Here is a 17,930-nt window from a genome sequence, read left to right on the forward strand (position 1 = left end):
GGTATTCCCCTTATTTTAGCAATAACGTCTGCGCCAATACCCGGCCTGCGGCCTCATCGGTGGCCACCAGCACCGGATAGCCCCAGAACTTGGCGCCGTATTCGGCGAATTCTTCCGCCGCCGCGCGTTTGGCGTCGTCAGGCTCCAGCATGATCATGCCTTTCACCCACAGCTTCAGCGCCTCGCGGTTATCGCGTTTCCACAGCGCCACCAGGGTGCGGGCATCGCGATCGTGCTCTTCACCTTCATCGCCGACGCTGCGGTCGGTCAGCAGGACAAAGGGTTCGGCGCGCGCCAACAGCGCGCTGAATTCAGCCAGCTCGGCCTGGGTATCGCGCCCGTTTCGGCGCATCCACACCAGCGGAAAATCAGTGGTATCCAATGACATAATCAGTTTCCTCGCGAAAGGGTTTAGGACTGGCGCTTACTTTATCGGCACCGGCGCTAGACCACATTGCGCAATCAGGACATAATACTTTTCAATTCCGCCAAATTGAGAATTATTCTCATGAAAGTACAAATTCCCCGCCACTGTCTGGATATCGATCAGGTGCCGCGCCCGCTGTTTGCCCTGCAAGGTTCGACCCTTGAGCAGGATTGGGAAGTCGAGCCGCACCGCCACCAGAAGGCGCAGCTGATCTACACGGTACGCGGCATGATCCGCTGCGAGGTGGAGAATGGGCTGTGGCTGGTGCCGCCGCAGTGTGCGCTGTGGATGCCGGGCAACGTGTTGCACAACGCCCAGGGCGCCGGCTCCACCGAGGCCTACTGCCTGTTCGTCGATCAACATGCCGCCGCCGATCTGCCGCAAAACTGCTGCACGCTGTCGGTCTCGCCGCTGCTGCGCGAGCTGCTGCTGCAGGCCAGCACCTTCGAACCGCTCTACGACGAACAGGGCGCCGAAGGGCGTCTGACGGCGGTACTGCTGGATCAGCTGGCGGCCGCGCCGATCGAGAATCTGCACCTGCCGGTGTCCGACGACGCGCGCATCCGGCAGTTGACCGAGGGCATGCTGAGCAGCCCGGCGGACAAATCCACCCTCGGGCAGTGGGCACAGCGCATCGGCATGAGCGAGCGCTCCCTCAGCCGCACCTTGCAACAGCAGATGGGCATGAGCTTCGGCCACTGGCGGCGCCAGCTGCACGTGATGCTGGCGCTGCAGCGCCTGACGCAGGGCGAGAGCGTACAGACGGTGGCGCTGGATCTGGGCTACGAGAGCGCCAGCGGCTTCGTCACCATGTTCAGAAAGGCGGTAGGCAAACCGCCGGCGCGCTACCTGGCGGAGCGCAACGCCTCTGGAGAGACCCTGGGCGGGGCGATCAGCATGTGAAAAAGCCGGCGCAGGCGCCGGCTTGGAGCAGGTGAAAATCAGAAGTCGTAGAACACCGTAATCCAGGTGGAATCCGGCTCGTTGTCGCTGCTGTTGGCCAGCGTGCGCTCCACATACACCGACAGGCCGTAACCGATGGTGGTGCCCGCGCCGAGATAGACGTGGTTGGCGTGATACGCCTCGTCCCCCTTCAGCCGCAGCGAGTCCGCCGCCACGTAAGGCTGGACGGATTTGAGGAACGGCTTGTCGATATTGAAGGTGTAACCGACAAAGCCTTCCAGCCCGTAGCCGTCACCGGCGAAGAAGTGCGACAGCGTGCGCTGGCGGGTGCTCGGCACATAATCTTTGTAATAGCTGGCGGTGCCGACGATATACCAGTTGTTTGGCTGCCAGGTCAACGCGGTGCCGGACAGCTGCTGGTGATAATCCTTTTCGCTGTACAGATTGTCTTTGATCTTCGCGTCGGTATAACTGTAGGCCGCGCTGAAGGTGAAGTCTTTCGTCACCTTGTAATCGAAGCCCAACCCACCTCCGCCCTTGCGGCGGTAAATCAGGTTATCCGCAGTGTGCAGATCGTCTTCCGGCAATAAATAGTTGGCGTACAGCGTCACCGGCCCGAAATCATTGGTGTACTTGATGCTGTTTTTCGGTTTATTGCCGCCGTCGTAGTCGCCGGAAATGCCGATGCCGGTGCCGCCCGCATGGCCATCGTTATCCCAGACGTCGCTTTTGATGCCGACCACGGAATAATAGATGCCGTATTGGTGGCCGTAGGTCAGGGTGCCGTAACGATCGTCCTTGAAACCGGCGTACAGCTGGCGCTGATAGTCGCGCTTGCCGTCTTCGTTATAGTGCCCGTCCCAGCTGAGCGCGTGCGCAAGATCCACGCCCCACTCGTAATAGCCGATGATCGAGGTGTCCTGCGTCAGCGCATAGTCGCCGCTGAAGCGAAAACGCGTGCCGCCGTCGTGGCCGTTTTTGTCATAGCCCGGCTCCGGGCCGTTATTGAAGATCCACTCGGGGCGAATGCTGCCGCCCACCTTTAAACTGAGCGGCGCCAGCAACACATTACTCTGCGGGTTTTTATCCAGAATGGTGATCTCGGCCTGTGCGCCGGCGGATAACGCCGACAGCAAGACGCCGCCAATGAATATTGGCGTTGTATTTTTTCTCATTATTACCCCTGCCCGAAAAAATTATTGTTATAAACACGGTGGTCTTAAGCCACGCGGAAATAATTACCCGATGTAAACAGCGCACGCAAGATATAAAAATTCACGTCATAATCTGCCATTATTCCAGGTTGGTTTTATTTTCAGCATAAACGTGTTCATCTGTAACGCGAAGAAAAACAATGTAATAACCGCAGCACGAAATAAACCAATCCGCATCTTTTATCCAAAATAACCCGGCGTGATTATCCGGGAATAAAGATAGCAAATAACAAATAAATATTATTGCCGCAGGTAAACCGTCACGCAGGGGAATTAACTAAAGGCGGGAAATAACGACGGAGCGCGTTGCGCGCTCCGGGAGAGAGAATTCACTACTGCGCCAGCCAGCCGCCGTCCATGTTCCAGGCGGCGCCGCGCACCTGCGCCGCCGCGTCGCTGCACAGGAACAGCGCCAGCTCGCCGAGCTGCTCAGGCGTGACGAACGCTTGCGAAGGCTGCTTCTCCGCCAACAGCTCATCGCGCGCCTGCTGCGGATCGGTCCCGGCGGCGATACGTTTGTCGATCTGCTGCTGCACCAGCGGCGTCAGCACCCAGCCGGGGCAGATGGCGTTGCAGGTGACGGGCGTGCGCGCGGTCTCCAGCGCCAGCGTCTTGGTCAGCCCCACCACGCCGTGCTTGGCCGCCACATAGGCCGACTTGTCTTTCGACGCCACCAGCCCGTGCACCGACGCCACGTTGATGATGCGCCCCCAGTTGCGCTCGCGCATCCCCGGCAGCGCCAATCGGCAGGTATGGAACACCGCCGACAGGTTGATGGCGAGGATGGCGTTCCATTTCTCCACCGGGAACTGATCCAACGGCGCCACGTGCTGAATGCCGGCGTTGTTCACCAGAATGTCCACGCCGCCGAACTCGCGTTCGGCATAGTGCATCATGTCCGCTATCTGGCCCGCATCGCCGAGATCGGCGCCGTGATACCCCGGCACGGCGCCCAGCTGCGCGACCTGCGCTTGCGCCTGCTCCACGTCACCGAAGCCGTTGAGGATCACGCGTGCGCCGGCGGCGGCCAACACGGATGCTATCCCGAGGCCGATGCCGCTGGTCGAGCCGGTCACCAGCGCGGTTTTGCCTTGTACACTCATGGTATCGCTCCTTTAAACAATGCCGGTCAGGTAGAACACGCCGATCACGAACAGCACCGCGGCGCTCTTGATCAGGGTGATGGCGAAGATGCCGCCATAGGCCTGCCGGTGGCTGAGGCCGGTGATCGCCAGCAGGGTGATCACCGCGCCGTTGTGCGGCAAGGTGTCCATGCCGCCGCTGGCCATCGAGGCCACCCGGTGCAGCACCTCCAGCGGAATGTGTGCCGCATGGGCGGCGGCGATAAAGCTGTCGGACATCGCCGCCAGCGCGATGCTCATGCCGCCGGAGGCCGAACCGGTGATACCGGCCAGCAGGGTGACGCTGATCGCTTCGTTCAGCAGCGGGTTGGGGATTGCCGACAGCGCCTGCGACAGCACCAAAAAGCCCGGCAACGCGGCGATCACCGCGCCGAAGCCGTATTCGGAGGCGGTGTTCATCGCCGCCAGAATTGCGCCGCCGACCGCCGTCTTGCTGCCTTCCGCCAGCCGGCCGCGAATATTGCGAAAGCCGAACACCACCACCAGCAGAATACCCGACACCAGCGCCGCTTCCACCGCCCAGATGGCGGTGATCTTCGCCACATCGGTGGTGATCGGCTTGGCCAGCCCCGGCAGCGTCAGCTCATGGCTGGCGCCGTACCACTGCGGGATCCAATGGGTGAAGCCAAGGTTGAATACCCCGACCAAAATCAGCGGCAGGATGGCGATCAGCGGGTTCGGCAGGTTGATGTCGTCCGGGGTTTCCGGCTCGTTCAGCAGATCGGTACCGTAACCCTCCCCCTTCAGCTGCGCCTTGCGCCGCTGGCGTTCAAGATACAGCAAACCGACCGCGATGATGAACAGCGAGCCGATCAGCCCCAGCCAGGGCGCAGCCCAGGCATTGGTGCCGAAGAAACTGGTCGGGATGATGTTTTGGATCTGCGGCGTACCGGGCAAGGCGTCCATGGTGAAGGAGAAGGCGCCGAGCGCTACGGTGGCCGGGATCAGCCGCTTGGGGATGCCGCTCTGGCGGAACAGCTCGGCGGCGAACGGATAGACCGCGAACGCCACCACGAACAGCGACACCCCGCCGTAGGTCAACAGCGCGCACACCAGCACGATCACCGGAATGGCGTGGCGTCGGCCGAGAATACGGATCGCCGCCGCGACAATCGAACGGGAAAAGCCGGACAGCTCGATCAGCTTGCCGAACACCGCCCCCAGCAAGAACACAGGGAAGTAGAGCTTCACGAAGCCGACCATCTTCTCCATAAACAGCCCGGTGAAAGTCGGCGCCACCGCGCCGGGATCGGTCAACAGCACCGCGCCCAGCGCGGCGATCGGGGCGAACAAAATCACGCTGTAGCCGCGGTAGGCGGCCAGCATCAGTAATCCCAGTGCTGCCAGGGCAATCAAAACGCTCATCAGGCACCTCGCTATCGTTGTTATTGTCAGGTACGGCGTGCGAAATTACGGTTTCAGCGCAAAGCGCAGCTGATGCGCCCGTCGCCGTTGAATGCGTTCCTTGCGGGCTTCATCCCAAAGATAAAATCCCCGGCCGCTGCGCTGGCCGGTATCGCCGCGCCGCAGCCGCTGTTCCACCAGCGCCATCATCTCGTCGCCGGTCGCCAGTTCCGGGAACAGGTGGCGGGCGATGTCCGCCACCGTCGCCAGCCCGGTCATGTCGGCGGCCTCCAGCGGGCCGACCATGGCGTAGCGCCGCCCCAGCGAGGCGCGCATCACCTGATCCACCACCTCGGCGCTGGCGATGCCGCTGTGGACGATGTGCAGCGCCTCGCGCAGCACCGCAAACTGCAGCCGGTTGCCGACAAACCCCGGCGCGGCGCGTTCCAGCAGCACCGCCTCCAGCGCCATCCCGCCGAGCAGCGCCTGCACCGCCGCCAGATGGCGCGGATCGGTGGCGCGGCCGGGCACGATCTCCACCAGCGGGATCAGGTGCGGCGGGTGCCAGAAGTGGGCGATCAGCAGCCGCTGCGGATGGGTCATGCGCGCCGCCAGCTCGTCCGGCGGCAGGCCGCTGGTGTTGCTGGCAATCACCGCGTCGTCGGCGATCAGCCCCTCCAGTTGCTCATACAGCGCGTGCTTCAGCTCGAGCCGTTCCGGGATCGCCTCGATAAGCAGCCGGGCGCGCGCCACGCCATTCAGATCGCCGGTCACGCGCAGGCGCGCCAGCGCCGCGTCGCGCTCACCGCGATCAAACTGCCCGACGTCGCTCAGCTCGGCCAGAATGCCGCTCGCTACCGCCGGCGCTTCCGCCAGGCGCTGCGGATCCGGGTCATACAGCAGCACCTCATGGCCGTGGCGGATAAAGTGGGTGGCGATACCCCCCCCCATCAGCCCGGCGCCCAGTACCGCATAGTCAGATGACTGCATGGTGCCCTCCTCGGTTGTTTACGGGCGCTCTACCGCCAGCGCCACGCCCTGCCCGCCGCCGATGCACAGCATCGCCAGCCCCTTGTTCACCTCGCGGCGCTGCATTTCGAACAGCAGCGACACCAAAATGCGGCAGCCGGAGGCGCCGATCGGATGCCCCAACGCGATCGCTCCGCCGTTGACGTTGACCCGCTCCGCCTCCCAGCCCAGTTCTTTGCCCACCGCCAGCGCCTGCGCGGCGAAGGCTTCGTTAGCCTCGATCAGATCGACGTCCTCCAGCCGCCAGCCGGCTTTCTCCAGGCAGCGGCGCGCGGCCGGCGCCGGGCCGATGCCCATGATCGCCGGATCGACCCCCGACGACGCGTAACCGGCGATGCGCGCCAGTACCGGCAAGCGCAGCGCGGCGGCTTTTTCCGCGCTCATCAGCAACACCACGGCGGCGCCGTCGTTGAGCGACGAGGCGTTGCCGGCGGTCACCGTGCCCTCTTTGCGAAACGCCGGGCGCAACCGCGCCAGCGCCTCCAGGCTGGTGTCGCGCGGCTGTTCGTCGTGCTCGACCCGCAGCGCCTCGCCCTTCGGCTGCGGCACCGTCACCAGCGTAATCTCCTGCGCAAAACGCCCGGCCTGCTGCGCCGCCTGCGCCTTCTGCTGCGAGCGCAGCGCAAAGCTGTCCTGCTCGGCGCGGCTGATGGCGTATTTCTCCGCCAGGTTCTCGGCGGTGATGCCCATGTGGTAGTCGTTGAACGCGTCCCACAGGCCATCGTGGATCACGCTGTCCACCATCTGCGCGTGACCGAGGCGCAGGCCGGCGCGCGCGCCGGCCATCAGGTAAGGCGACTGGCTCATGCTTTCCTGGCCGCCGGCGATCACCGCGTCGGCGTCACCGCTGCGGATCGCCTGCACCGCCAGATGCACCGCCTTCAAACCGGAGCCGCACACCTTGTTGATGGTCAGCGCCGGGGTCGTCACGGGCAGCCCGGCGTTCAGCGCGGTCTGGCGCGCCGGATTCTGCCCGCAGCCGGCGGTCAGTACCTGGCCGAGGATCACTTCATCGATCTGCTGCGGCGGCACGCCGCTTTGCGCCAGCAGCCCCTGCACCGCCGCCGTGCCCAGTTCCACCGCCGTCAGCGGCGCCAGCGCGCCGTGAAAACTGCCGACCGGCGTGCGCGTCGCCCCCACGATCACCACTTCACGTTGTTGCACATTCACCTCCCGTTTCAGAAACGCATTTCAGGCACATGCTCCGGCACGATCAGCCGGCCGGCGGTTTTGGCGACAATCTCCGCCACGCTGACGCCGGGCGCGCGTTCGCGCAGCACGAAGGCGCCGTCTTCTATTTCCAGATAGGCCAGATCGGTCAATACTTTGCGGATGCAGTTGGCCCCGGTCAGCGGCAGCGTGCAGCGCGGCAGCAGCTTGGACTCGCCGCCCTTCGAGGCGTGGGTCATCACCACGATGATGTTCTCCGCCCCCGCCACCAGATCCATCGCGCCGCCCATGCCCTTGACCATCTTGCCGGGGATCATCCACGAGGCGATGTTGCCCTCGACGTCCACTTCAAACGCCCCCAGCACGGTCAGATCGACGTGGCCGCCGCGGATCATGGCGAACGACTGCGACGAATCGAAGATCGACGCGCCGAGGCGTGCGGTGACCGTCTGCTTGCCGGCGTTGATCATGTCGGCGTCCAGCTGCTGCTCGGTCGGGAACTCGCCCATCCCCAGCAGGCCGTTTTCCGACTGCAGCATCACGTCCATGCCCGCCGGCACGTAGTTGGCCACCAGCGTCGGAATGCCGATGCCCAGGTTGACGTAGTAACCGTCCCTCAGCTCTTGCGCCACGCGCTGCGCCATTTGTTCACGGGTAAGCATGCGAATTCTCCTTATGCCCGCAGGGTGCGTTGTTCGATACGCTTCTCGAAGGTGCCCTGGATCAGCCGATCGACGTAAATGCCGGGGGTGTGGATCGCCGCCGGATCCAGCTCGCCCGGCGCCACGATCTCTTCCACTTCCACCACCGTGATGCGCCCGGCGGTCGCCATCAGCGGATTGAAGTTCTGCGCGGTGTGGCGGTAGATGACGTTGCCGAAGTGATCGGCCTTCCAGCCTTTCACGATGGCGAAATCGCCGGTGATAGCGGTTTCCATGATGTAGGGGCGGCCGTTGAACTCGCGTACCTCTTTGCCTTCGGCGATCGGCGTGCCGTAACCGGTGGCGGTGAAGAACGCCGGGATACCGGCGCCGCCGGCGCGGATCTTCTCCGCCAGCGTGCCCTGCGGCGTGAGATCCACCTCCAGCTCGCCGCTGAGCGCCTGCTGCTCGAACAGCGCGTTTTCACCGACGTAAGATCCCACCACCTTGCGGATCTGATGGGTTTCCAGCAGCCGCCCGAGGCCGAACCCGTCGACGCCGCAGTTGTTGGAAACCACCGTCAACCCGCGCACGCCGCGCCGGCGGATCTCTTCGATCAGATTCTCCGGGATGCCGCACAGGCCAAAGCCGCCCGCCAGCACCGTCATGTTGTCCGTCAGGCCTGCCAGCGCTTCCTGGTAGCTGCCGACGCGTTTGTCGAGCCCTGCCATATCGTTGCCCCTGCATGTTGCGGCGCAGGGCGAAATGCCCTGCCTTGCGTGAGGGCATCTTCAGGTCACAAAAATGATTTGTTAATTTTGTTTTTATGCCGCATTCATTTAGAATTTTTATTAATCACTCGTTAACCGACAATTAACAAAGAGTTAACGCAAACCAAAATGAAAATGAGCATCAAACAGTTACGTGCGTTTTTAGCGGTAGCTCACACTCTGAATTTCGCCCAGGCCAGCGAGCGGCTGAATATTTCTCAGCCGGCGCTCAGCCTGGCGATCCGTGGGCTGGAAGACGCGCTGGGCGGGCCGCTGCTGCTGCGCACCACCCGCCGGGTGACGCTGACGCCGGAGGGGGAAACCTTCTTCCCGATGGCGCGCCAGCTGCTGGCGGATTGGGACAACGCGGAAGAGGCGATGCGTCAGCGCTTCACCCTGCAGATGGGCAAGGTGGCGATCGCCGCCATGCCGTCGTTCGCCGGCAACCCGCTGCCGCCGATCCTCAAGGCGTTTCGCGATCGCTATGCCGGCATCAATGTGGCGGTGCATGACGTCATCAACGAACAGGTGTTTGAAATGATCCGCGAAGGGCGGGTAGAGATGGGCATCGCCTTCGAGCCGGAGCCGAGCGACACCCTGCACTTCACCCCGCTGTGCCGCGATCGCTTTCTGGCGGTGGTGCCGAAGGATTCGGCGCTGGCGCGCAAGGCGCAGGTGAGCTGGAAGGAACTGCTGACGCTGGATTTCATCACCCTGCAGCGGCCATCGGCGGTGCGGCTGCTGCTGGAGCAGGAACTGGCCCGCAGCGGGCGAACGCTGGAGGTGGCGTTTGAGAGCCACCAGCTGGTGACGGTCGGGCGCATGGTGGCCAACGGCCTCGGTGCCAGCGCGGTGCCGGCGCTGTGCGAGAAACAGATGGATGAGCTGGGGGCGGTCTGCGTGCCTCTGATCGGCCCGATCATCGAACGGCGCGTGGGCCTGATCCGCCTGGCGCAGCACCAACTCTCTTCCGCCGCGCAGGCGCTGGCGACGGTGATCGAACGGGAAATGGCGGGGAGTGGCGGGCAGCCTGCGCTTAAACCGTAAACCCGACGTGCTTGCCGCCCGGCAGCTCAACGTCCAGGCGCAGCGTGCCGCCCATCGCTTCCACGTAGCCACCAACTACAGCGGCATTATTGGGCCAGACATCAAAAAACGTTATGAATGGGTATTGCGAGCTTTCCTGCACAATCCAAAGAACCGGAACACCTTGCTATGACAAGACCTTATCTCTCTTTACTGTGCGTACTGCTACTGAACGGCTGTCAATCCACTCAGCCCTGGTACCATCCGTTGGATGTCTCGCTCAAAGACAATCAACCTTGCTTTGCCGTGCCTATCAACAGCGTTCGCAGCGGCGACAAACTGCAAAACCGGGGAGTGATCGTCTCACGACAGGAACAACAGCAATGGCATATCGTCTGGACCTCACCAGAAATCACTCCGTTGCCTGACCTGAAACCAGGGCAATGCGTCACCTATCCGCAAGTAAACTGGGCAGCGGGAGAATACTCAGTCTTGCTCGGCATCTCGATGAATAACGACACGGAAAGGCGTAAATACATGAAAGAATTCAACTTAATAATTAATCCCAAGGGAGAAATACAGCTACAGTAAGGAGACTGGGATTATTTATTCCCCCTCCACCGCCTGCACCGCCGCCTTCTGCGTGGCGCGCTGATATAAGCACAGCTCCCTGCCCGGCTGGTTTTTCATAAACGGCTGCGGGTAGCGCCCACCGATAAACAGCGCCGAATAGCCGACGTCATCACCGTAGTGAACGATCGCCCCTTCCACCCTGGCGTTTTTTAGCCCGCTGGCTTTCAGGCAGGCGGCGCGCATCGCCCGCTCGCTCTCGGCCCACGCCTGTGGGGAAGACGCGGTGGCGTGGAACGCGGCCAGCGCGGCGATAAGCAGCCCTATTCTCTTCATCGTTATCTCTCCTTCTACGGCCCATCTCGCCAGTATAGACCGTGCCGACCCGGCCAGCCCGCCGCGCTCTTTACGGCATTTTTATTCCGCGCCCCGTTAACGTTACGGCGTTTTTACAGACAGTTTTTGCCGCCGCAGATACCCTTTTCACATCGCCGCTATGGCCTCACAAGAGAGTTGTCTCATGCGTTTATCCCTGCCTCTGGCCGTGACCGGTCTTCGTTCTGGAGCGCGCCATGCATTCTAATATCATCGGCTTCAATCCTCTGCTGGCGGAGCTGCCCGCATCGCCGACGCGCACCTTCCGCAAAGAGCTGGAACACTACCTGCAGCGCTATCCGGATACCGAACAGTTGGATATTTATCTGCACGATCTGAACGGCCAGCTGCGCGGCAAGCGCCTGCCGATCGCCGAAGCCTTTGGGCTGGAAAAAGGCTGCTACTTCCCGCTGTCGATCTACGCCCTGGATCTGCACGGCCGGGTGATTGAAGAAAGCGGGCTGGGGCAACGGGCGGGCGAGCCGGATCGGCTATGCCTGCCGGTGCCTGGCACGCTGCGCCCCTGCGCGCGCGATCCCGAACGCCACGCCCAGCTGCTGCTGACGATGCAAAACGCCGACGGCGACGCCTGCGAGCTGGAGCCGCGCGTGGTGCTGCAACGGGTGCTGAAGCGCCTGCACGAGCGCAACTGCTTCCCGGTGGTGGCGGCCGAACTGGAGTTCTACCTGCAGGATCCGCAGCACCCCGCCGAGGCGGAAGCCTGCCCGACGCAGAGCTTCGCGGTGGATGCGCCCGAGCGCCACCATGCGCTGCTGAGCGACATCGAACGGCACGCGCGGCTGCAGAGCCTGCCGCTGACCGGCGTGGTGGCCGAAGCCGCTTCCGGCCAATACGAGCTGAATCTGCATCACAGCCGGCGCGTGCTGGAAGCCTGCGACCAGATCATGGCGCTGAAACGCCTGACGCGGCAGATTGCCGAGCAGCATCACCAGCACGCCTGCTTTATGGCCAAGCCCTGCGCCCACGCCGCCGGCAGCGGGCTACATTTCCATATCAGCTTGCAGGACGAGCACGGCGAGAACCTGCTGACCGGCGCGCCGGGCGAACTGAGCGATAACATGCAGCAGGCGATGGCGGGCATGCTGGCGCTGATGCCGGCATCGATGGCGATCCTGGCGCCCAACATCAACGCGTTTCGCCGCTTCCGCCCCGGCATGCACGTGCCGCAGCGCGCCTCCTGGGGCCACAACAACCGCACGGTGGCGCTGCGCCTGCCCTGCGCCGACAGCGCCAACCAGCGTATCGAATACCGCCTGGCCGGCGCCGACGCCAACCCTTATCTGGCGCTGGCGGTGATGCTCGGCGGCCTGTTGCACGGGCTGGAACACCCGCTGCCGCTGCCGCCCGCCGTCAACGGCTGCGAGAGCGATAACGCCGCGCCCTTGCCGCTCGGCCAGCAGGAGGCGCTGGCACTGTTCCGCCACAGCGATCCGCTGCGTGAGCTGCTCGGCCCGGCGTTCTGTACCCTGTGGCACACCTGCAAAAGCGCCGAGCTGCGCCGCTTCGAGGAACAGGTCACCGCCGCCGAACTCGGCTGGATGCTGTAACCGACCTCCGATTCGTTAACCTAAGGATAATCATGAACATGCAACCGCAACGGGCGTCCGTGCAGCCGCTGCTCTGCTGGCGCAAAGGCGTTTTTCATATCAGCACCGATCGGCAGTTGTTGGATATCGACGCGATCCAGCGTTTCCTCAGCCTGCAGGATCGGGCGGCGGCGGAGCGCCTGGTACACCACGGCCTGTGCTTCGGGCTATACCGCAAGCGCCACCTACTCGGTTTCGCCCGCATGGTGACCGACTACGCCACCTTCGCCTCGGTGAGCGAACTGTTCGTCAGCGCCGAGTACCGCGGCGTCGGGCTGGGAAGCTGGCTGACGCGCTGCTGCCTGGCGCACCCGGCTTTGCGCGGCCTGCGCGTCACGCTGCCCGCTCTGCAAGCGCCCTGGCGCGCCGATGGTTCGGCGCACGCCCTGCGTGCCCTTCACTGATAAGGAGACCCTCATGTCTCGTTTGGTGCTGATTTCCAACAAGCAGTGCGACGGCAAGGATCTGGCCTGCGCCGGCCAGACGCTGGCGGCCGACGCCGAACCGGGGCTGTGGCTCGGCTGGAACGGCGACGTGCAGAATTTCGCGCAGCGCCCGATCAGTTGCCGCCAACGTGCCGGTTATGATCAGGTGACCTTCCCGTTGTCGATCGAAGAGTTCCGCCGCCACTATCAGGGCTACTACCACGACGGCCTGTGGCCGGTGTTCCACAACCAGCCGGAGAAAGCGCACTTCACGCCGGAAAACTACCGCGCCTACCGGCAGCTGAACCGCCGGTTTGCCGATATCGCCTGCGAGCACCTGTGTCCGGGCGACATCGTCTGCATCGACGACTACCAGCTGCTGCCCTGCGCGCAGGCGCTGAAGGAACAGGGGCTGCTGAACGCCTGCGCGTTCTTCTTCCACCTGCCGTTTCCGTCGGCGGCGCTGCTGCGGCGCATCCCGGAACATCGCCAGTTGATCGCGTCGCTGCTGTTCTACGATTTGATCGGTTTTACCACCACCGACGATCGCAACGCCTTTCTCAGCTGCCTGGCGGGCGAATTCCCGCTGGAGATGCTGCCCGACGATCAGATCCAGGCCAACGGGCATCTGTTCGCCACCGGCATTTTCCCCGCCGGCATCAACGGCAGGCAGGTTTATTAATTTACGGCGGTGCGCCCCCTTCGGGCGCGCCGTTTTATTTCGCCGTGATTTATTTTCACCGTATTTACCGCCATCAAAATAGGTTATTTCATTTTCTGAATATAGCGATTAAAAAATAAATATTCATCCTGTTACATATCAACCGTAAAAACCCTACGCCGCCAATTGCTTTTTATCAGCAAAACACATTACCCTCTCCGTGCCATATTTAAACCGAGGAGGGCCCTATGGGCGATGAAAGTTTTAGTTTTATGCTAATGCTATTGGGCACCTTTCAGTAATGCCATCCACGTTGCATTCTGAAAGATACGGAATGCGGCAACCGCTCCCCTTCTGACGGCCTTTCCCGCTCTGCCTGCCCGCCCATCGCCCCGCTGCGAAAACAACGTCTGTCTCAACCGCTACAGCGGTATTTATCTGGTGTCGCCGGGCCTATTACCCGAGCGGCGACGGATTTCTTATGGGAAAAATAAGGTATTGCGTTATGCAAAATAACCGGGGTACATCTATTTTCAGAAAGTCTTATTTAAATGACTTTATCGTTATCGCCATCGGCGTTTTCTTCATTGCCTTTTTTATTCGCGCGTGGGGCGACATGCACGGCGACTTCAATGAACAAAACGTCTCTGCCATTAGTCTCGATGCCTGGAACCTGCTTTATTATTCGCTCAGAACCAGCATGCGTTTTCTCCTCGGCATGGCCTGGTCGCTGCTGTTTTCTGTGGTGTTCGCCGTGCTGGCCGCGCGCTATGCGCCGCTGCGCCGGGTGATCTTGCCCTTCGTCAACTTTATGGAGTCGGTGCCGCTGGTGGGGTTCCTGACCTTCACGACCGTGTACTTTCTCAACCTCTACCCGCACAGCGTGATGGGGCTGGAGTGCACCGCCATCTTCGCGGTGTTTACCGGCCAGGCCTGGAACATGATGCTGACGCTGTATCAGACGCTGCGCATCGTGCCCAAGGAGCTGGATGAAGCCGCCCGCAGCTTCAATTACAACCCGTGGCAACGCTTCTGGCGGCTGGAATTCATCTATTCGGTGCCGGGCCTGCTGTGGAACGCCATGGTGTCGCAATCCGCCGCCTGGTTCGCCCTGGTGGCCTCCGAGGCCATTCCGGTCGGCGATCGCTCGGTCGAACTGCCCGGCGTCGGCTCCTATATCGCCGAAGCGCTAGCGCAGCAGAACGTGCCGGCGATCCTGTATGCGATCGTCGCGCTGGCCGCCAACATCGTGCTGCTCGATCAGCTGGTTTTCCGCCCGCTGGTGCGTTACACCGCCCGCTTCAAATACGAAGACGTCACCGCCAATCGCCCACTCGGCAATCCGTGGTTTTACAACAGCCTGGCCTTCTCGCACGTCGGCGCGGCGCTCGGCCGCACGCTGCGCGCGCTGGCTGACCTGTGGCTGTTCAAGCTGCCGCGGCTGTGGTACGCCCTCGGCCTGCACCGCCTGTTTCGCCTCGCCGCCAAAGGCAATTGGCTGTGGCGCAGCCTGTGGTATCTCGGCGTGGTGCTGGCCTGCGTCTGGTTCGGTTACCGGCTGTGGGAATACTTCCCCAAACAGTACTTCGCCATGCTGCCGGAGTGGATGCTGCTCACCACCGCGCGCGTGGCCGCGGCCATGCTACTTAGCGTGGCGATCTTCACGCCGCTGGGGGTGTGGATCGGCCTGAATCCGCGCCTGGTGAAGATCTTCCAGCCGATCATCCAGATCCTGGCGGCCATTCCGCCCAACATTTTCTACCCGCTGATCGCCGCCTTCATCGCCATTTATCACCAGGATCTCGGCTGGTGGGCCATTCCGATGATCATGCTGGGCACCCAGTGGTACGTGTTGTTCAACGTGATCGCCGGCGTTTCCGCCATTCCGACGCAGATCACCGAGGTCAGCGAAACCTTCGGCCTGCGCCGTTTCCGCTGGTGGCGCTACTACATGCTGCCGGCGATCTTCCCCTACATCGTGACGGGCATCATCTCCGCCGCCGGCGGCGCCTGGAACAGCGCCATCGCCGCCGAGGTGATCCAGTGGGGCAGCACCACCCTCAGCGCCACCGGGCTGGGCGCGTTCATTTCCGTCGTCACCGACGCCGGCAAGAACCCGGAGTCTGCGCTGGGCTGCGCCGCCATGTGCGCGCTGGTGGCGCTGTGCATCATCTTCGTCTGGCAACCGCTGTATCGCATCGCGGAAACCAAATTCAAATATGACTGATCAAGGGGGAACCACATGCTGACTCAAGAGGTAATTATCAGCGCCCGCCGGCTGAACAAGACGTTTATCGGCGAAAACAAGCGCCCCACCCCCGTGCTGCGCGACGTGTCGCTGACCGTGCACGCCGGCGAGTTCGTCACCATTCTGGGGCAATCCGGTTCGGGTAAGTCCACGCTGCTGCGCATGCTGGCCGGGCTGATCCCGCCGGACAGCGGCACGCTCACCCTGGCGGGCAAACCGATCAATGGCCCGAGCGCGAACGCCGGCATGGTGTTTCAGTCCTACGCGCTCTATCCCTGGCTAACGGTGTACGACAACATCGCCTTCGGGCTGCTGGCGCAACGGCTGCCGCCGCAGACGATCGCCGAGCGGCTGGGGGCGCTGCTGCGCCTGGTGGGGCTGAGCGGCTATGAGCACGCCTGGCCGCGCGAGCTCTCGGGCGGCATGCGCCAGCGCGTGGGCTTCGCCCGGGCGTTGGCGGTAGAGCCCGATGTCTTGCTGCTGGACGAGCCCTTCTCCGCCCTCGATATCTTTACCGCGCAAAAACTACGCAGCGATCTGCTGGCGCTGTGGGGAGACAACCGGCTGCGCACGCGCGCCATGGTGATGGTGACCCACGACGTCGAAGAGGCGGTGCTGATGTCCGATCGGGTGCTGATCCTGGACGCGACCAGCAAACGGATCGATGACGAATTCAGCATCAATATTCCCCGCGCGGCGCGCAACCGGGACAGCCTGCGGCACCTCACCGATCGGATCCGCAGCTGCCTGTACAAAAAAATCGCGCGGGCGCAACCGGCCGGATAAGGCCGCATTTTCGTTAACTCAGGGTAGTGAAATGAAACATAAAAGCTTACTGATGGCGCTGGTCATCCTGATGCCGGCGGCCGCCGCCGGGGCAGAAATCGTCAATAAAGACGGCAATAAACTGGATCTGTACGGCCAACTGAACGGGGTGCATTACTTCAGCAGCGATGCCGACAATAACGGCGATCGCTCCTACACCCGTTTCGGTTTCAAAGGCGAGACGCAGATCGCCGACGGGCTGACAGGGTATGGTCAATGGGAATATCAGGCGGGGCTCGATCAGGCGGAAAGCGCCGGGCCGGGCGACAGCTATACCCGGCTGGGCTTCGCCGGGCTGACGTTCGGCCGCTGGGGCAGCCTGGACTACGGCCGCAACTACGGCCTGCTGTATGACGTGGCCGGCTGGACGGACGTGCTGCCTGAATTCGGCAACGACAGCTACGAAGCGGCCGACAACTTTATGACCGGCCGCGCCAACGGCCTGCTGACCTACCACAACCGCAGCCTGGGCGGCCTGGTCGACGGCCTGGATCTCGGCCTGCAATATCAGGGGAAGAATCGGGGGGACGACGCTCTGCGGGCGAAGGATATTCAGACGCAAAACGGCGATGGCTACGCCTTTTCCGCCACCTACGACACCGGCGTGGGGCTCAACGTTGGCGGCGCCTACGCCAACTCTGCGCGCACGCTGGCGCAACAGCGCTTCGGCCTGGCTGACGGCGATCGCGCCCGGGCCTGGACCCTGGGGCTGAAATACGATCTGGACAACCTCTACCTGGCGGCCAGCTACGCGCGCACCGAGAACATGACCTACGTCGACGGCGATCGCTACGCCGGCTTCGCCCCCCGCGCGGACGCCGTCGAGGCGGTCGCGCAGTATCACTTCGATTCCGGCGTCACGCCCTCGGTAGCCTACCTGCAAACGCGCGGCCGTAACCTGCCCGGCATCGGCGACGCCGATCTGGTCAAATACCTGGATCTGGCGCTGAACTACAGCTTCAACGCCAATATGTCGACCTACGTGGAGTACAAGCTCAACCTGCTGCAACGGCAGAACGCCGTCGGCGCCGGCGCCGACGACATCGTCGAAACCGGCATCATGTATCAGTTCTGATCCCCATCCCGGCCGGAGGACGCTCTCCGGCCGGTTTATTCTGTGACTTTCCGCCCGCCCCTTATTCTCTCGTTTAATTCAGGTTTATATTTCCATAAAATAGCGCCTATATTCATTCTCATGATTTTCGTTGACACCCCGTTTAATAAATAAAGAAAAACTTTACCGCATTCATATTAAATTACATTTTGCCGCGATAATTCCGCCTAACCACATTGAATCACAGGCAATATCACGCGTATTATGGCCACACGAAAAATAACGGGGAAATGATATGGACGGCGACAGTTGGTTGTTTATTTTATTGTTGGAATCGCTGAGGTCACAGGAGCAATAGTCATCCCATTGCATCCTGAAAGTGTCAGGATATGCGTCAGTTACCACATCCCTTCGCTTTACCCCTTCAGCGCATGGCCTCCGCGTACGCCGCTCCGGCGCGCCTGACAGGCTAATCCTTCCAGCATACGCTTATTAACAG

General features: G+C 62.3%; 19 protein-coding genes. 10 read left to right on the plus strand and 9 right to left on the minus strand.

Annotation, left to right across the window (positions count from 1 at the left end; all coding sequences use genetic code 11):
• Window positions 1–10 precede the first annotated feature (10 nt).
• Window positions 11–388 (minus strand): hypothetical protein, encoded by a 378-nt coding sequence (locus FOT55_RS03440; protein ID WP_147823095.1) that lies wholly within the window; start codon window positions 386–388, stop codon window positions 11–13.
• A gap of 120 nt (window positions 389–508) precedes the next feature.
• On the opposite strand from FOT55_RS03440, the gene FOT55_RS03445 reads away from it, so the two are divergent.
• Complete coding sequence (locus FOT55_RS03445) at window positions 509–1,330, plus strand: AraC family transcriptional regulator (protein ID WP_147823096.1); 822 nt, start codon at window positions 509–511, stop codon at window positions 1,328–1,330.
• A 38-nt stretch (window positions 1,331–1,368) separates the two neighbouring features.
• On the opposite strand, the gene FOT55_RS03450 is transcribed toward FOT55_RS03445, so the two are convergent.
• From FOT55_RS03450 to FOT55_RS03480, 7 genes are all read right to left on the minus strand, one after another.
• Window positions 1,369–2,505, minus strand: coding sequence for a porin (locus FOT55_RS03450; protein WP_049186600.1), 1,137 nt, complete (start codon window positions 2,503–2,505; stop codon window positions 1,369–1,371).
• 371 nt (window positions 2,506–2,876) lie between these two features.
• Window positions 2,877–3,647, minus strand: a complete 771-nt coding sequence (locus FOT55_RS03455; RefSeq protein WP_147823097.1) for a 3-hydroxybutyrate dehydrogenase — start codon at window positions 3,645–3,647, stop codon at window positions 2,877–2,879.
• A 12-nt stretch (window positions 3,648–3,659) separates the two neighbouring features.
• Window positions 3,660–5,054 (minus strand): GntP family permease, encoded by a 1,395-nt coding sequence (locus tag FOT55_RS03460; protein WP_197759250.1) that lies wholly within the window; start codon window positions 5,052–5,054, stop codon window positions 3,660–3,662.
• Window positions 5,055–5,096: 42 nt separating this feature from the next.
• Window positions 5,097–6,020 (minus strand): 3-hydroxyacyl-CoA dehydrogenase family protein, encoded by a 924-nt coding sequence (locus tag FOT55_RS03465; RefSeq protein WP_147823098.1) that lies wholly within the window; start codon window positions 6,018–6,020, stop codon window positions 5,097–5,099.
• Between the two features lie 18 nt (window positions 6,021–6,038).
• Window positions 6,039–7,223, minus strand: a complete 1,185-nt coding sequence (locus tag FOT55_RS03470) for an acetyl-CoA C-acetyltransferase (RefSeq protein ID WP_147823099.1) — start codon at window positions 7,221–7,223, stop codon at window positions 6,039–6,041.
• A gap of 14 nt (window positions 7,224–7,237) precedes the next feature.
• Window positions 7,238–7,891, minus strand: a complete 654-nt coding sequence (locus FOT55_RS03475) for a CoA transferase subunit B (RefSeq protein ID WP_147823100.1) — start codon at window positions 7,889–7,891, stop codon at window positions 7,238–7,240.
• An 11-nt stretch (window positions 7,892–7,902) separates the two neighbouring features.
• The gene (locus tag FOT55_RS03480; protein ID WP_004933280.1) at window positions 7,903–8,601 is read right to left on the minus strand and encodes a CoA transferase subunit A; all 699 of its coding nucleotides are present in this window, start codon (window positions 8,599–8,601) and stop codon (window positions 7,903–7,905) included.
• A 168-nt stretch (window positions 8,602–8,769) separates the two neighbouring features.
• Between FOT55_RS03480 and FOT55_RS03485 the strand changes: the two genes are divergently transcribed.
• Genes FOT55_RS03485 through FOT55_RS03495 form a run of 3 tightly spaced genes read left to right on the plus strand, consistent with a single transcriptional unit; the run spans window position 8,770 to window position 10,257 of the window.
• A complete protein-coding gene (locus FOT55_RS03485) occupies window positions 8,770–9,687 on the plus strand; it encodes a LysR family transcriptional regulator (protein WP_049272489.1) in 918 nt (305 codons plus the stop codon).
• Window positions 9,659–9,859, plus strand: a complete 201-nt coding sequence (locus FOT55_RS25755) for a hypothetical protein (protein ID WP_425353637.1) — start codon at window positions 9,659–9,661, stop codon at window positions 9,857–9,859. Before FOT55_RS03485 ends, FOT55_RS25755 begins: the two co-directional genes overlap by 29 nt.
• Complete coding sequence (locus FOT55_RS03495) at window positions 9,856–10,257, plus strand: putative T6SS immunity periplasmic lipoprotein (protein WP_147823101.1); 402 nt, start codon at window positions 9,856–9,858, stop codon at window positions 10,255–10,257. Before FOT55_RS25755 ends, FOT55_RS03495 begins: the two co-directional genes overlap by 4 nt.
• Window positions 10,258–10,272: 15 nt before the next feature.
• On the opposite strand, the gene FOT55_RS03500 is transcribed toward FOT55_RS03495, so the two are convergent.
• Window positions 10,273–10,572, minus strand: a complete 300-nt coding sequence (locus FOT55_RS03500) for a hypothetical protein (protein ID WP_049204564.1) — start codon at window positions 10,570–10,572, stop codon at window positions 10,273–10,275.
• A gap of 236 nt (window positions 10,573–10,808) precedes the next feature.
• Here FOT55_RS03500 and FOT55_RS03505 point away from each other — a divergent pair, with 236 nt between their 5' ends.
• The 6 genes from FOT55_RS03505 to FOT55_RS03530 all read left to right on the plus strand — a co-directional run bounded on the left by FOT55_RS03505 (window position 10,809) and on the right by FOT55_RS03530 (window position 17,452).
• Complete coding sequence (locus FOT55_RS03505; RefSeq protein ID WP_147823102.1) at window positions 10,809–12,179, plus strand: glutamine synthetase family protein; 1,371 nt, start codon at window positions 10,809–10,811, stop codon at window positions 12,177–12,179.
• A 32-nt stretch (window positions 12,180–12,211) separates the two neighbouring features.
• On the plus strand, window positions 12,212–12,622 hold the full coding sequence (locus FOT55_RS03510) for a GNAT family N-acetyltransferase (protein WP_043136244.1): 411 nt from the start codon (window positions 12,212–12,214) through the stop codon (window positions 12,620–12,622).
• A 13-nt stretch (window positions 12,623–12,635) separates the two neighbouring features.
• Window positions 12,636–13,325 carry a trehalose-6-phosphate synthase gene (locus tag FOT55_RS03515; RefSeq protein WP_049207774.1) on the plus strand — a complete coding sequence of 230 codons (690 nt, stop codon included), beginning with the start codon at window positions 12,636–12,638 and terminating at the stop codon, window positions 13,323–13,325.
• A 484-nt stretch (window positions 13,326–13,809) separates the two neighbouring features.
• The gene (locus FOT55_RS03520) at window positions 13,810–15,531 is read left to right on the plus strand and encodes an ABC transporter permease (protein WP_238476084.1); all 1,722 of its coding nucleotides are present in this window, start codon (window positions 13,810–13,812) and stop codon (window positions 15,529–15,531) included.
• 15 nt (window positions 15,532–15,546) lie between these two features.
• Window positions 15,547–16,338 carry an ABC transporter ATP-binding protein gene (locus FOT55_RS03525; protein WP_147823103.1) on the plus strand — a complete coding sequence of 264 codons (792 nt, stop codon included), beginning with the start codon at window positions 15,547–15,549 and terminating at the stop codon, window positions 16,336–16,338.
• A 31-nt stretch (window positions 16,339–16,369) separates the two neighbouring features.
• Window positions 16,370–17,452, plus strand: coding sequence for a porin (locus tag FOT55_RS03530; RefSeq protein ID WP_147823104.1), 1,083 nt, complete (start codon window positions 16,370–16,372; stop codon window positions 17,450–17,452).
• Window positions 17,453–17,930: the final 478 nt, after the last annotated feature.

The organism is Serratia bockelmannii (assembly GCF_008011855.1).
GTDB classification, from domain to species: Bacteria; Pseudomonadota; Gammaproteobacteria; order Enterobacterales; family Enterobacteriaceae; genus Serratia; species Serratia bockelmannii.

Bases quoted from the DNA above. Each gene is read 5' to 3' on its own strand.
- FOT55_RS03440 (WP_147823095.1), bottom strand. From the start codon at position 388: ATGTCATTGGATACCACTGATTTTCCGCTGGTGTGGATGCGCCGAAAC.
- FOT55_RS03445 (WP_147823096.1), top strand. From the start codon at position 509: ATGAAAGTACAAATTCCCCGCCACTGTCTGGATATCGATCAGGTGCCG.
- FOT55_RS03450 (WP_049186600.1), bottom strand. From the start codon at position 2,505: ATGAGAAAAAATACAACGCCAATATTCATTGGCGGCGTCTTGCTGTCG.
- FOT55_RS03455 (WP_147823097.1), bottom strand. From the start codon at position 3,647: ATGAGTGTACAAGGCAAAACCGCGCTGGTGACCGGCTCGACCAGCGGC.
- FOT55_RS03465 (WP_147823098.1), bottom strand. From the start codon at position 6,020: ATGCAGTCATCTGACTATGCGGTACTGGGCGCCGGGCTGATGGGGGGG.
- FOT55_RS03475 (WP_147823100.1), bottom strand. From the start codon at position 7,891: ATGCTTACCCGTGAACAAATGGCGCAGCGCGTGGCGCAAGAGCTGAGG.
- FOT55_RS03480 (WP_004933280.1), bottom strand. From the start codon at position 8,601: ATGGCAGGGCTCGACAAACGCGTCGGCAGCTACCAGGAAGCGCTGGCA.
- FOT55_RS03485 (WP_049272489.1), top strand. From the start codon at position 8,770: ATGAAAATGAGCATCAAACAGTTACGTGCGTTTTTAGCGGTAGCTCAC.
- FOT55_RS03495 (WP_147823101.1), top strand. From the start codon at position 9,856: ATGACAAGACCTTATCTCTCTTTACTGTGCGTACTGCTACTGAACGGC.
- FOT55_RS03500 (WP_049204564.1), bottom strand. From the start codon at position 10,572: ATGAAGAGAATAGGGCTGCTTATCGCCGCGCTGGCCGCGTTCCACGCC.
- FOT55_RS03505 (WP_147823102.1), top strand. From the start codon at position 10,809: ATGCATTCTAATATCATCGGCTTCAATCCTCTGCTGGCGGAGCTGCCC.
- FOT55_RS03510 (WP_043136244.1), top strand. From the start codon at position 12,212: ATGAACATGCAACCGCAACGGGCGTCCGTGCAGCCGCTGCTCTGCTGG.
- FOT55_RS03515 (WP_049207774.1), top strand. From the start codon at position 12,636: ATGTCTCGTTTGGTGCTGATTTCCAACAAGCAGTGCGACGGCAAGGAT.
- FOT55_RS03520 (WP_238476084.1), top strand. From the start codon at position 13,810: ATGCAAAATAACCGGGGTACATCTATTTTCAGAAAGTCTTATTTAAAT.
- FOT55_RS03525 (WP_147823103.1), top strand. From the start codon at position 15,547: ATGCTGACTCAAGAGGTAATTATCAGCGCCCGCCGGCTGAACAAGACG.
- FOT55_RS03530 (WP_147823104.1), top strand. From the start codon at position 16,370: ATGAAACATAAAAGCTTACTGATGGCGCTGGTCATCCTGATGCCGGCG.